Here is a 13,302-nt window from a genome sequence, read left to right on the forward strand (position 1 = left end):
ATGGGATTTTAAAAATCCTAATCTAGACAACCTTAAATTCATGTTCCGAAAAAATTAAACATGTAATTATTTCCAATAACTCTAGAGGAATCATTGTTAAATCAACGATTATACAAATATCTACCGGGTTTGTGATATGGATTGTATTATTATAGATAAATTGGGTGATTTCGGAACGGTTTCCATGTGATAAAATGTAAAAAAATGACGAAAGGATAGGCGATAATGAAGCAATTTGTCACAGGGATTATAATAGCATTGTTGATTTTACCTTTTGCTCCGAAAAGTTCGGAAGCTGCCGCTACCTTTTATGATGTGAATACTTCTCATCGTGCATATATGGAAATCACTTACTTGACCGGTGGAAAAATTGTCAATGGATCTGGTGGATATTTTAATCCAACAAAAGAGGTTACTCGAGCGGAGGCAGCAGCAATGTTGGGTCGTGCTCTTAACCTAAACGGAACTAAGGGTACAACAAGTTTTAAAGATGTAGACAGTGGAAGTTTTGCCTCGGGGTATATCCAATCAGCTGTCGATAGAAACATCATTTCAGGCTACCAGGATGGAACTTTCCGTCCAGATTATCCAGTAAAACGAGGTGAGATGGCTCTACTCATCAATAGAGCATTTGGATATGAAGGAAAGAACTCTGTAAGTGCTGCCAACTCATTAATGACAAGGGGAATTGCACAGGGAATTTCGCCTGGGAATTTTGGTTATGAGCTAAAAATAAAACGAGCAGACTTTTCGGTATTCTTAGCAAGAGCAATCAATTATAAATTCAGGACTAAAACAGACCTTTCTTTTGGTGGAGACCTTCAAGTGAATGCGGACTCGTTAAATCTGCGTACAGGTCCTTCGACAAATTTTCCTGTAGTAACTAAACTGCCATTGGGGACAAAGGTGCTTGCAGCTTATAGAGTAGGAGACTGGGTTTATATCCGTTCAAACGGTGCAGAGGGCCTTGTCAGTGGAACTTACCTAAAGGGGGAGTTTCCAGAAGAAATAAATACCCCACTTCCGGCGAGCAGTCCGTTAAGCTCGCAAATGATTGTTATCGATGCAGGGCATGGAGGAACTGATCCCGGGACCTCTGGTTTAGGCCTGCAAGAAAAAGTGGTTACACTTGATACTGCACTCAGATTAAAGGGACTGCTAGCCAAGACACCTTTCTCATTCAAATTGACAAGGGAGACTGACAATTACATCTCGCTTCCTCAGCGAGTTACTATTGCCAAAAATGCTGGTGCAGACACCTTTATTAGTATTCATGCAAATTCATTTAATGGTTCAGCAAACGGCACTGAGGTATATTATTATAACTCAGCAAACGAGAACCCTTACTATGCTGACAGCAAAAAACTAGCCAATGCTATTCATGAGCGTCTTATGGATGCATGGCAGCTTTATGACCGGGGAGTAAAGCATGGTGATTTCCATGTAATTCGTGAAAACTCAATGCCGGCAACCCTTGTCGAATTAGGTTTTATAGATAATAAAGTAGATAACGCTAAACTGGCATCTTCATATTGGCGACAGGAAGCGGCTGAAGCGATATATTTGGGCATACTAGATTATTATAATGATAAAGGTTTTAATGTGTCTAAATTATATAATAAGGTAAACTAAGCTACTGTCACGGAAACAGACAAAAACAAAAAAGGGCTTGAAGGTAAGTTATCTTCAAGCCCTTATGTGATGGAATGGTAGTCACTATTTAGATGAGCTGGCGTAAATACAATAGTCTTTTTCCATCATTGTGTTGGGGACCTGATATAGAACTCAGTTTACCATTAGCACTTTTTTTTATTACTTGTTTTATTTGGAGATTAAGCTTAAAAGAGAGTTCTAATGTTGTTATAAACTTTTCATGAAAATTCATGAAATTTTTAATTGGTATAACATTGGTCATAGCATTTTCTGAGGACCCAAATCTGCCTGTATTTATCCAATACTGAATATCAGATTGTTTAACACCTAGTAAAAATGTTGCATCTCGAAGTGTAATCACTTTAGAATGTTCATTAAGTTTAAGAATATCTTTACTAATTTGATAATATACTTCTTTTTTATCAAGAATGAGGTCGGAAATTTTTTTGTTATTGTAATCATATTTTAAAGAACCATTTAGCAATCTTTTAAATAGTAAATATGCCTTATCTGGACCTATCCATTCGATTGCTTGATTCAATGAAGTTGGATTACTTATATTTTTTGTAGATGACTGTTTAATTTTCTTTTCTAATTCAGATATTGAAGACTTAGGAATAACCCAGTTATTTGCACTTCCAGATTTAAAGCAAAAAGCTCCTTCAATAAGACCATCATTTAAAATCGCAAAAGTAGCCTTTGCGCTTGTTCCCCACTTTTCTCTCAATTCCTCTTTAGTGTAACTATTTTCAAATTGCACCATAAAAGCTTTCAATTCATCACTATCAATAACTGTTAGGTGTGAACTTAAAATACTTAATCTTTTGGATTTTACAAGACTTGAATTAGTAATACTCCCATTGAATTTTGGGTATAAAAACCGTAATTCATCGGCTCTTACGTATTGATTAACAGGCAAATTCCCTTTTTCGATTGCTACATAATTGGTGAAAGATCTAGAAATCTCCCACAAGGGAGTGTTAATAATTCTTGGAATTCCATACTCAATAAAACTGCGGAAAGAACAATCATTATGTCTCTCGGCTATTCTTATTAATTCAATAAAATTAGCTGGCCAATTATTAATTATGTTAAAAACATAACTATATAAACATGCGGCTTGTTCAATTGAACGATAATTTCTTAAGTGGTTTCTCTCAAGGATGTTGCCTGTAAAGTTCATATCATATTGGGGTATTGAGAGTTGTTCAATTGGAATCATTTTTACAACCCATAGAGCTAAAAAATCCAAGGTTTTTAAGTAAGTTGTAGAATCTTCTATCCACCCGATTGATGTTAACAATTTATTATTTTCGAGTATTTTATTTAATATATCTTGATAATCGACGAATTCATTTGGAAAATCCTTTTTCATAGGTGAATTAGAGAGTTTATTGTTACAATTTGTACATTCATCTTGTATAATGGATTTTGTAGTCTGAATATTTCCGCAATTTGAGCACGCATCTAATAACATCGTATTATGTTCCACACATATAATCGAGTGACAATTAATCCAAGACTTTCTTTGATATCCTGCTTCTTTAAGACACAAAGGACAGAACCTGGTTTTTTTATATAAAAACCAAATGTTTTTAGATTCTTTGCGAACTTCTATGTTATGCCTCTCAAAATGATGATAAACAGTTAACCTCTCTGCATCTTCATACGATATTCCAAGAAATTCAGAAACAGATTTTAGTTCATCTCCCATTAACCAATTAACTCTTTCCGGCGCAATTTGAAGTGATAACTTCTTTTCAATTAAATCAAATATCCAATCAGGATTAGTCATCTCGTGTTCTCTTGCTACCCTGTATATAAAACTTAATAGCGTTTCTTGTGAATAAGGTTTTGGATAAAAAAGCAACATAAAATCACCTGACCTTTTATCCTATATTTTCCTTATTGCTTAAAATTATGTAGACAGAGGAGTGATTTAATGAAACCTTCAAGGAAAATTAAAGCCAGCAGCAAGCTTAGCATTAGAGGAAAGCATAATAGCACCAAAATGCACCGAATGATTCCTTGGGAAAGTAGCCTGGAAAGAGATTTTATTAAACTCCTTGATTTTGATCCAACTGTTTCATCATTCAAATTCCAACCCATAAAAATTAATTATGTCTATCAGGGGAAAAAACGTAAGTATTATCCAGACTTTCTCGTTTTGAAGAGTGATATGAAGGAGTATATATACGAGGTCAAGGCATTAAAAAAAACTGAGGATGAAGAGAATAAAATTAAGTTTCAAGTTGGAATAAAATACTGCAGTGAAAGAAATATGAATTATGTGGTGGTATCAGAGCCGGATATTAGAAAAGGTTTTATAATTGACAACCTCGATATATTGTCTGAAGTAAGACCAGAATCGACCAACAGGAAAGTTATGTATGAAATTCTTAGAACACTAGAACGGTTGGGTGGGAAAACTAACATAGCTACTCTAAAAGAGTGTCTCAAACATTTTGATGAAGCAGAAATTGAAAGTAATTTATATCACTTGATATATACACATCAAGTGTCAATGGATCTTATTTCATCTCCAATTAGTGATAAATCCATTGTTGAAAGGATGCGTAATTAATGGCAGGCCATTATTTTTCTGCAGGCTCTAGGTTTTTAATTAAAGACAATGAATATTTAGTAAGGAAAGAGTTAGAAAGAGATTATGAATTAGAGAATTTAAATTATCAGCAGACCGAGTTATGGAAAAAAGATGAGCTGCTGAAATTATGGTGGGAAGGATTACTAGTCTTCAGAAAGAAAGAAGCTGAACAAGAATATATAAGAGTAGAAAATATAGAGGATTTGGATGAAAAGTCAAAGAATGAAGCTATCAGACGGTATAAAATATTAGAACCTGTTTTAAAAGGTGAAATATTACCCTCAGAAATTAAGGCCTATTTAGAGTCATTAAATGGACAAGTAAAAAAATCAGCTTTTTATGAATGGAAGAGAAGATGGGAAGGTGCAGAAGACATAAGAGCACTTGTGGCATTCAAGTCTGGCCCCAAAGGGCCGAAAATCTCAAAAGAAATTCAAACAATCTTGGATGGTACTATAAATCACTATTTAGAGCATTATGTGTATCAAGGACTAAAGTATACTATCGAAGATATTCATTCGGAGTTTGCGCTAAGGATAGAAGAAGAAAATTTAAATAGAGAAGAAACTGAAAAGTTAAATTACGTTTCTCCTTCGAAAGTAAGAAGGAGATTTATGGAGTTAGTGGATATTTATAAAGTTGATCTACCTAAAAAGGGTTCAGTATTAGCTAAATTAAAAAGGGATGGAGTTAAAGAAGAGGTTATTGCAACAAGACCTCTACAAAGAGTAGAAATTGACTGGACTCCAGTTGATCTCAGGTTGATTGATCCTGCTGATCTTCAATCTAAAAGGCCAAACTTAATATATGCCGTCGATAAGTGTACTGGTATGCCTATGGGCTTTTTTGTTACTTTTAAACCAGTGAACAGCATGGCTTTAAAACAATGCTTAATTCATTTAATAATGCCCAAAACCTATCTAAAAGAGTTATATCCCTTAGTTGAAAACGAATGGGTTGCACATGGCATTCCACATACTATTGTGGTTGATAACGCAAGTGTCAATGACTCCTATGAATTTGAAGAGGCATGCCTTCAGTTAGGTGTGAAAGAGGTTCAATTTTGCAAAATTGATGCAGGTCATCAAAAGGGAACGATTGAAAGAGCATTTAGAAGCTTAAATACCACGTTCATACATAATCAAAAAGGTACTACCTTTTCAAATTTTATTGAAAAAGGCAGATATGATTCTGAGGGTAATGCTTGCATTACTATTCAGGGATTTATTTATATGGCGCATCTCGGCATGGTTGATATTGTAGCTAATCGTTTCGATAAAAGGCGAGGTAATTCTCCTCACAACCTTTGGGTTCAGGGAATTGAAGATAATAAACGTCTTATGCTTCAGATTCCAAGAAGTATGGAATCTTTAAAAATAATTCTTATGGGCGGATCAAAATTAAGGACCATACAGCCGCAAGGAGTAGTAATTCAAAATGAATATTATCATAGTCAAGAGCTAATGGAACTAAAGAACCTTTTGGAAAAATTCAAACGGGAGGATGAAGAAGTACGTGTTAGGTTCGATTTAAGCGATATGAGAAAAGTGTATGTGTATGACCCAATAAATAATAAATATATTGTGGCGGGATTCACTGGACTAAAGAGAAAAAAAGTAAACATAAACTTGCCTGTCCCCCTTATGGCTTTGGAACTAGATTCTAAAAAAAGAACGGAGATAAGAAAAACATTCAGTCCAAGTAACAGAGCAAAAGCAAAACGTAAAATGCTATTAATACGAGAAGAAGATGAAAAGCAAATTAAAAAGTTGAAAAGAAATAAAGAACATATCCATTCCAATAATGAAGACTCTGATTTCATCTTTGAAACTGCCCTTAAATCTATACAAGGTGTTTCGAATAACAACGCTATTATTACAACTAAGAGTAATATTAATGTTCCTTCAATTAATGATGAAATAAGAATTATTAATGAAGAACCCGCAGAAAAACAAAAGAATGAAAAGAAATCTGAAGCTCAAGTCTCTAAAGAGGACAATTGGTATATCGAATACGAGGACACTGATGTTGAAGATCTTCCAAGTTGGGATGTAACTATGAAAAAGGATAAAAAGGAGTTGGCGGAGAATGAATGAAGAAATACCTTTCAAACGATTGAGTGGTACACCAGCAAGCCAGGATGATGTGAGAAAAAGAAGAGAGCATGTAAAGAGAATGGTTATTGCTCATCCACATTATAGTAATTTACTTTCCGAAATAGAAGATATTCATTTCTATTCGCAAGGTTCGGTAAAACCTGATTCACTGTTTTTATCAGGAGTAGCGGGAGTTGGAAAGTCTACTGTTTTGGAGGAGTACACTAGCCGCTTTCCAAGACAGCTACTTAATAATAATACTGTCATCCCCGTTCTTTACTCAAAAGTTCCAGTAGGGGCCACCCCAAAATCAGTTGCATCCAAACTACTTTATTCCTTAGGAGATCCAGCTTACGAAAAGGGGACAGAGATTAGTCAAACAAGCAGGTTAATGAACTTTATAAAGAGATGCAAGGTTGAATTGATTATAATAGATGAATTTCAGCATCTATTAGATAGAGATACACAACATGTACTAAATAAAGCGTCAGAGTGGGTAAAATCCTTTTGCGATGAGGCTGGTATTCCTATTATCTTATGCGGATTTCCGGAATCGAAAAAAATATTTAAATTCAATTCCCAACTTGATCGACGGTTCCTTATGAAGCTTACCATGGAAGGTTTTCATTACTATACTAGAGAAGAGCAAATTGAGTTCAGGGCATTCTTAAAAAGTATAGATGAGAGGATGCCTTTTGTAGATAGGTCTTCACTGGCATCCAAGCAATTAGCCGATAAATTGTACTATGCGACTAACGGGCTGCCTTCACATTTAAATAAAATTTTATATGAAGCAACAGGATTAGCAGCGAAAAGCGGGAACGATTCAATTGATGAAAATCATCTTTATGATGCGTTTAACAAACTTGATATATCTACACGCCCGTTTGTCTCTAATCCTTTTACTATAAAGAATTTCAATATAGTGGAAGCTTTTGAATTAGAGAAGCTTAGAAGTAAAGAGGCTAAATAATCAAAGAATTAAAAACCATTGCAGAGGCAATGGTTTTTTTGGTACTTAATAAAAACAATAATAGATATCCATGGTAAAATAATGTTATGGGAATCCTTTACATTTTTAATATATCTTAAAAAGTAACTATAAATAGATAGGTCAGGTGAAAAAATGGAGTTAAGTATATTTTTAAAGCCCTTGGTAACTGCCTTTGTTTCCTTTACAATACCTAAATTAAAAAATGCTAAAGTTTATAGGGATTTTAAAGATAAATGGGTTAAGGACAATTACCCTCAAAAAATGACTTTAATGTTTCAAGCCGCTGTAGATGATGCAAAAGCATTATTGGATTTGCCTGATGAATTAATCAAGGATATCCTAGATGATAGTCTAATTAGACAAGAGATTTTTAGGTGGATTATAGAGGGTACTAGTGATGACGGGTTTAGCAATGAGCATTTCTTTCTAGACCCATATTTTGAACAATTTCCTGAACATGAAGACAAAATTTTACCCTTTCTTAAATTAATACTTTTAAAAATAAACGAATATAAAGAGAAAAATTGGGATCCTGAATTTCAAAATATTTTATTTAGTATAGATATAATGAGAGATGAGATACGTTTAGGCTTTGAAAAATTAGAAGAGCAAAATGAAAGAAATATAAATAAGATTGAGGAAACTGTTCAATCAACACTATATAATACACTCGGCCCAGTTGGGTATGAGGATTTAAAGGAACTTATTCAAAAAGGAAAATTAATTACTGCTAGGAAAAAAGCGGAAGAAAGAATTAAACACACATATAATAGATTAGAAAGTCTTGAATTAAACGCAGTATTAGCAAACAGTTATATTATTGAAGGTCAAACCAAAGATGCGATACCATACTTATATGCTGCTATCACATATTGTGATGATGGACCAAGGAAAAATCGTCTTTATGCTCTAATTAATATATTTGAGGAGAAATTAGAGGAAGCGAACCTACTTATTGAAAAAAGCATTAATGAAGAAGGTTATACTAAACAGAACGTTGAATTACATTTGAATATTTTATTATTGCAAGAGAAATATGAAGAGTGTCTTTTGGAAATCGAGAAACACGGAGACGAAAGTCTCAATGAAATACATGCAAGAACACTTTTAGCAGCGAAGAAATACGAAAAAGTAATAGAAGTAGTTAAAAAAGCTCTTGAACAGGAGTCCGACTCAAAAGATTGGCTCTTATTACTTGCAGAAACGTATACAATGCAACTTGAAGAAGAGATTCACCAAGGTAATTTGGTGGATCCAGAAGAAGTTCTGAAACAAGTAACACCGTTGTTAGAAATAGTAAAAGAAAATAATGAGAACAAAAGACAATTACTTAGAGTTAATGAATTATTTGCCGCATTATATTTTCGTTCTCAAAGGTTTAAAGAAGCAGCTATTTTTTATGGTGAAGTATATAAACATTCTTCTGAGGAGGAAGGTGGAAAATACCTTATCAATTGGTTATGGTCCATGTTTCTCAGCAAGGATTGGGATAATGCAATTATGGTCTTGCGTGAGCTAATTAAGAATATTGAAAGTGAAGAGTTTGTAATACTATTAGCTAGAGTTTATTTGGATTCAGGGAATCCTAAGGAATCGTTACAAACATTAATTAATTATGAAAATAAAAATAATAACATATCTAAAATCGATTATTATTTTTTAAAACTAGAGGTCCTATCCAGATTATTTAAGTATAAAGAAATAAATGATCTAATAAAAATTGTCGAAGAAACTAAAAACGACCCGCTAAAATATGCTATCAATGGGTATTACTCAATATTACAAAATGATTGGAATAATGCTATCTCTAACTTAGAGTCTGCTGTTGAGCAGCTCACAGATCAGGAATTACTAGAGGTAAATATTTTATTGGTGGATTCATATAAGAGAAGAAATTCAAAAGATGACCATCAAAAATTAATAATATTAATACCTACTATTCCTCATTGGAAGCAACATGACACGTTAATAAACACTTATGTTAATTCATTATATATTCTAGGGAAATACACGGAAATACTTTATTTCTATCATAATGAAATAAAAAACCCTTCATTAATTGTCCAAGATGTGGTAGCTACAATTTATTATCAAGCCGAATGGTATGAAATATCTAAAGAAATGTATGAGATTCTATATCACTCAACAGATACTGTTCACTATTTATTTAGATACTCCAGTTCTCTATTCCGGCTTGGTGATACTGAAGGATGCTTAAATACTCTTGGAATGGCTGAAATGAAAGTAGCAGAAAATGCCACTATTGAGGATTTAGATTTACTTTCATTAGCCTATATAGATGCTATGCAATATGAAAAAGCCCTGGATTATGCATATAAAACCTTTAAATATGGTGAGAAAAATCCAGAGGTTTGGAAGACATATTTTTGGCGTTATATTCAAATTTCTCAATTTATAGAGGTAACGCAAAAAGAGTATGCAGATGCTTATCAAAAAGTGTTTTCTTCATTTCACGAAGTCTTCCCGAATGAAAAACCACTTTTTGAACAATACAAAGCTATAGAAGATGGGAAGTTAGCAAGGGAATTTATTGATAAATTAAAGGACATAGAGTCAAAACAAAAAGAAATAGAAGATCTTTTTAAGAAAAATAGATTACCTTTACAAGTTTTATCAGAATGGACTAAAGGAGAACCCTTTTTAACATGGGGGCATGTGGTGAATCAAGCAAACAGTTATTTTTGGGTTAATGTATCAGGAGATATTAGTGAAGTCACTGAAGGGCTAAGAAATATAACAAAAACCCAAAATGTAGTTTGTGATCTTTTTTCAATTTTTACACTAGACTATTTAGGGATGTTAGACACTTTTGCGAGAAATTTTAACTTCTATATATATCAAGAACAGTTTAATACTTTTTTCATTGAGTATTCTCAGTTGAAATTATCGCAATTTAAAGGACTTAAAAGCATCTCCTATCAAAATGATCGAATTCTAGGACATGAATGGTCGCCATCTGAGGTTCAAGAGTCACTATTAAAAATGAAGAATATAATGGATTGGATCAATGAAAATGGGAAAAAGCTTGGAAAGTCTAATATAGAGCCGAACGATAAAAAAAATAATATAATATTTGATGACCAGGTTCAATTATGTAAAGATAGTTTGTTTTCTTTCATGATAGATAATTACATTATTAAGGATTATGCTAAAGGTGAAGATGTAAAATCTTTTTCTGTATATGATTTCATCAACTATTGTTTTTCCAAACAACTTATAAACAAAGAAGAATATTATCACATGGTAGGAAAATTAATAATGATTGGCTATCGTTTTATCACAGCAAGAAAAGAAGTTTACATCTATTACCTGAAGAAAAATCAATTTAAAATTAACGGAGAAGTTCAATGGCTATTTGGTTATTTAATGGAGGCACAGGTAAATAGAGAATATGTTTTCTCGATCGTAATAGAAGTCCTTTACTGGGCTTCACAAGAACAATTTGTATTAGTTAATGGAAATATAGAATTTCTGGATTTTCTATGTGAGGTAATACAAGGTGATAATAAAGACAAGAGATATTTGGAAAAATTTAAATTAAAATGTGAAGAAATATTTAGCGAAAATCCAGGTTTCATAAATGAATTACTAACAATAATTGATACTAAGTTGTCTTAATAATAAGCTGCGTTTTTTCCGGTTAATTCTGAAAAAAGGGATTTATTTTTTCCGTTTAATTATGAAAATTACCAGATAATCTTTATTAGGAATTATCTCCTTCCGGAAGTTTATGAAGAAATTAAAAATACGATAGGTTTTATAAGTAGCACGTCATTCCGATTAATTAAGAAAAATTACATTTAATGTGCTGAGTTGTTCAAGATTAATTGAAGGTTGTTTGTATTAGGTGGTTAGTCCTTTGAGATAGTTATCTCGAAGGACTTTTTTTATTACAGTTTACGAAGCTTTACTCTTAAAAAACTAACAGGAACGTAGCTATAGCAACCCCTTGAGCTTGTCTTAATTGATACAAATCATCCTCGAGTTCTCCCGTACACTGTCTTCCAAACTGCCGGAAATTTTTTTGAGTTCCATCGAATAGAAATAAGAACCAGCCATTAATTTCTGCCACTATTATTAACAAAAAATGTTGTCTAATATTGGTAGAATATTTCCAAAGTCTTCTATATAGTTATTTTATAGGGAGATGAATTTATGATTGGTATGAATATTCGTGTTTTGCGTAAAAAGATTAAAATGAGCCAGGAAATACTAGCTGAGAGGATAAATGTATCCCGGCAAACTGTGGCAAAGTGGGAAAACGATGAGGCATTGCCTGATATAAATAAAAGTAAAATGTTAGCTGATATCTTTCAAATAACGTTGAATCAATTATCCTCCGATATAAGTGAACAAGATTTAGAGCGTCTTGGCCCAAAGGGGAAACAGTTCTTTGGTGTCGTGAAGATAGGCGAACGGGGACAGATTGTCATTCCAAAAAAAGCTAGAGACATGTATCAGCTTAATGCTGGAGATAAGCTTGTTGTCTTAGGGGAAGATGAAACAAAAGGGATAGCTATTTTAAAGAGTGATCGTTTTTATGAATTTGCGGAAATGATACGTAAAGCCGAAGCTGCTGCAGAGGAATCAGAATGAATAAAATAATATTTTTTTCAATTCCAGCACATGGTCATATAAATCCGACTCTTCCTGTAGTTTCTGAATTAGTAAGCAGAGGACATGAAGTTTGGTACTATTCGTTTATGGAATTTAGAGAAAAAATTGAAGGAGCCGGTGCCAAGTTTATTTCTTGTGATCCGTTCTTACCGCCAATATCCGAAGCAGAACTGAATCGAAAGGCTGGAAAAGATTTTGCAGCATTAATTGAGATGGTTGTCGACACGACCATTGCTATGGATGAAAAAGTATGTATGGAATTAAGAAAAATTCGTCCAGATTGTATAGTTTCTGATTCCTTAAGCATTTGGGGAAAATTATTTGCAGACAAATTAGGGATACCATTTGTCTGTTCAACCACAACATTTGCCTTTAATCAGCATACTGCCAAACTTATGAAACGCGGAATAAAAGAAATGGTTCAAATGGTGATCGGCATGCCGCGAATAATAAAAAAAATCCAACTGCTGAGGAATCATGGATACCACGTCGATAATTTTGCATCACTTATTCAAAATGATAATAATACGGATACCATTGTTTATACGACGAAAGAATTTCAGCCATTGGCTGAAACATTTTCAGATAGGTATGCCTTTGTCGGCCCTTCAATCCGCCAGGCTCCGGAGATGGACGTGGTTAAAAAGAATAAAAAAATCATCTATATTTCTCTTGGAACAGTACTCAATCAAAATAAGGATTTCTATAAAAGCTGTATTAAGGCATTTTCAGGTAGTGAATATGAAATCATTATGTCAATTGGTCAAAAATCAGAGAGGACTTCTCTTGGGCACATACCAAACAATTTTACAGTAAAAAAACACTTGGACCAGACATCAATTTTACAAAAGGCTGATGTATTTATTACCCATTGTGGAATGAATAGTGTTAATGAAAGTCTTTATTTCGGAGTGCCGATGGTTCTTTTTCCGTTGCATAGTGAACAAGGGCTAGTGGCTGACAGGGTGGCCGAGCTTGGGGCAGGAGTCAAATTAAGAGGAAGTAAGCCAGAAAGTTTGGCAGCAGCAGTAGATAAAGTATTGGAAAACCCTAGCTATCTAAAAAATGCCAAGGAACTTTCAAAGAACTTCCGAGAAGCTGGCGGATCGGCGGCAGCAGCAGAGGTAATCTTGATGAAAATTGAGAAGAACTTAACATAATTAATAATTCACTTTTTAACGCCGGTCAGCTGCAGCAGCTATAGTTCATGAAAGTGAATTTCTCCGCTAAATTTATCAAAATAAAGTCATCCAGTTTTGTTATGAGCCCTTTAAGATTGCTATCTTAAAGGGTTTTTTATTTAGATTTAGTATACT

8 protein-coding genes are annotated in these 13,302 nt (G+C 33.5%); 7 read left to right on the plus strand and 1 reads right to left on the minus strand.

Features of this window, described 5'->3' with window-relative positions; translation table 11 throughout:
* The first annotated feature begins 225 nt into the window (after positions 1-225).
* Positions 226-1,632, plus strand: a complete 1,407-nt coding sequence (locus tag AC3EBE_RS08690) for an N-acetylmuramoyl-L-alanine amidase (RefSeq protein ID WP_488594622.1) — start codon at positions 226-228, stop codon at positions 1,630-1,632.
* A gap of 88 nt (positions 1,633-1,720) precedes the next feature.
* Here AC3EBE_RS08690 and AC3EBE_RS08695 read toward each other — a convergent pair whose 3' ends face one another.
* Complete coding sequence (locus AC3EBE_RS08695; protein ID WP_488594623.1) at positions 1,721-3,526, minus strand: TniQ family protein; 1,806 nt, start codon at positions 3,524-3,526, stop codon at positions 1,721-1,723.
* Positions 3,527-3,595: 69 nt separating this feature from the next.
* Between AC3EBE_RS08695 and AC3EBE_RS08700 the strand changes: the two genes are divergently transcribed.
* From AC3EBE_RS08700 to AC3EBE_RS08725, 6 genes are all read left to right on the plus strand, one after another.
* Positions 3,596-4,237 (plus strand): TnsA endonuclease N-terminal domain-containing protein, encoded by a 642-nt coding sequence (locus tag AC3EBE_RS08700; RefSeq protein ID WP_488594624.1) that lies wholly within the window; start codon positions 3,596-3,598, stop codon positions 4,235-4,237.
* On the plus strand, positions 4,237-6,354 hold the full coding sequence (locus AC3EBE_RS08705) for a Mu transposase C-terminal domain-containing protein (RefSeq protein WP_488594625.1): 2,118 nt from the start codon (positions 4,237-4,239) through the stop codon (positions 6,352-6,354). Before AC3EBE_RS08700 ends, AC3EBE_RS08705 begins: the two co-directional genes overlap by 1 nt.
* Entirely contained in the window at positions 6,347-7,327 is a 981-nt protein-coding gene (locus AC3EBE_RS08710) for a TniB family NTP-binding protein (RefSeq protein WP_488594626.1), read from the plus strand. The genes AC3EBE_RS08705 and AC3EBE_RS08710 overlap by 8 nt, the downstream gene beginning before the upstream one ends.
* Positions 7,328-7,480: 153 nt before the next feature.
* Complete coding sequence (locus tag AC3EBE_RS08715; protein ID WP_488594627.1) at positions 7,481-10,987, plus strand: tetratricopeptide repeat protein; 3,507 nt, start codon at positions 7,481-7,483, stop codon at positions 10,985-10,987.
* Between the two features lie 537 nt (positions 10,988-11,524).
* On the plus strand, positions 11,525-11,965 hold the full coding sequence (locus AC3EBE_RS08720) for a helix-turn-helix domain-containing protein (RefSeq protein WP_488594628.1): 441 nt from the start codon (positions 11,525-11,527) through the stop codon (positions 11,963-11,965).
* The gene (locus tag AC3EBE_RS08725; protein ID WP_488594629.1) at positions 11,962-13,146 is read left to right on the plus strand and encodes a macrolide family glycosyltransferase; all 1,185 of its coding nucleotides are present in this window, start codon (positions 11,962-11,964) and stop codon (positions 13,144-13,146) included. Before AC3EBE_RS08720 ends, AC3EBE_RS08725 begins: the two co-directional genes overlap by 4 nt.
* The last annotated feature ends 156 nt before the right edge of the window (positions 13,147-13,302 follow it).

The sequence above is a fragment of the Mesobacillus sp. genome (genome assembly GCF_057785455.1).